This window comes from Flavobacterium sp. (assembly GCF_013822155.1).
GTDB lineage: Bacteria > Bacteroidota > Bacteroidia > Flavobacteriales > Flavobacteriaceae > Flavobacterium.
The window spans coordinates 1-1,200 of record NZ_PNJW01000191.1; the positions used below are offsets into that span (position 1 = coordinate 1).

Sequence of the window (1,200 nt, forward strand, 5' to 3'; positions counted from 1 at the left end):
CAAGAAGTTATAACTATTGAAAATGATTTTACTTTAATTCGTTTTCAAAACGATGGAAATGACAATTTTCATGTAAAAAGACATATCAGTCAAGGACTTATACAATTTCACTTCGGCATTAAAGGCAAAGCAAAATTTGTCTTCAATCAGGGAAATTATGCGTTAGATTTAAAAGAAGAAAAGTCATTGTTGTTCTACAATCCACAAAAAGAACTGCCTTTAGATTTAGAATTGGCTCCAAATTCTTGGGTGATTTCGGTGATTATTTCCATCCAAAAGTTTCATTCTTTGTTCACCAATCAGTCTGACCATATTCCGTTCTTGAGTCCGGAGAACAACGATAAAAAATATTACCAAGAAGAAAATATTAGTCCGTCAATGGCGATTGTTTTGAGTCAAATGTTTCATTACTCACTCAATCCTTCCATCAAAAATCTATATTATAAAGGGAAAGGTTATGAATTGTTGAGTTTGTATTTCAATAGAAACGAAGACCCGAATGCTGAACAATGTCCATTCCTAATTGACGAAGACAATGTCATGAAAATCAAAAAAGCCAAAGAAATCATGATTGCCAATATGGCTGAACCGCCAGGATTAGAAGAGCTTTCGGAGCAAGTTGGATTAAGTTTGAAAAAATTAAAAATGGGGTTCAAGCAAATTTACGGCGACACGGTTTATGGTTTTTTATTCGATTATAAAATGGATTACGCCCGACAATTATTGGATTCCGGTTCATATAATGTGAATGAAGTTGGGCTCAAAATCGGCTACAGCACCGGAAGTCATTTTATTGCAGCGTTCAAAAAGAAATTTGCCACGACACCCAAAAAATATTTAATGAGTCTGAATGCCAATACCTAATCCAATTGATTTCGTATATCAAACCATTAGCAAAAAAACTGTTTAAACTAAAGTCAAAAAAGAAGTTTCATTACTTTTAACAAAATTAAAATTGCCAAAATGAAAGGAGTATTATTAGTCAATCTCGGTTCGCCCGAAAGTCCAACTGCCAAAGATGTAAAACCGTATTTAGATGAATTTTTAATGGATAAATACGTGATCGACGTTCCATTTTTATTAAGAGCGCTTTTAGTACGCGGGATTATTTTACAAACACGCCCAAAAAAATCAGCCGAGGCTTACAGTCAAATATGGACGGATGAAGGTTCGCCGCTAATTGTTTTCTCGAAGAAAATG

General features: G+C 34.1%; 2 protein-coding genes. Both read left to right on the top strand.

From position 1 onward, the window contains the following. On the top strand, positions 1-864 hold an 864-nt coding region (locus C0512_RS15860), incomplete at its 5' end, for an AraC family transcriptional regulator (protein WP_290863327.1). Positions 865-963: 99 nt separating this feature from the next. Continuing rightward, on the top strand, positions 964-1,200 hold a 237-nt coding region (locus C0512_RS15865; protein ID WP_290863329.1), incomplete at its 3' end, for a ferrochelatase.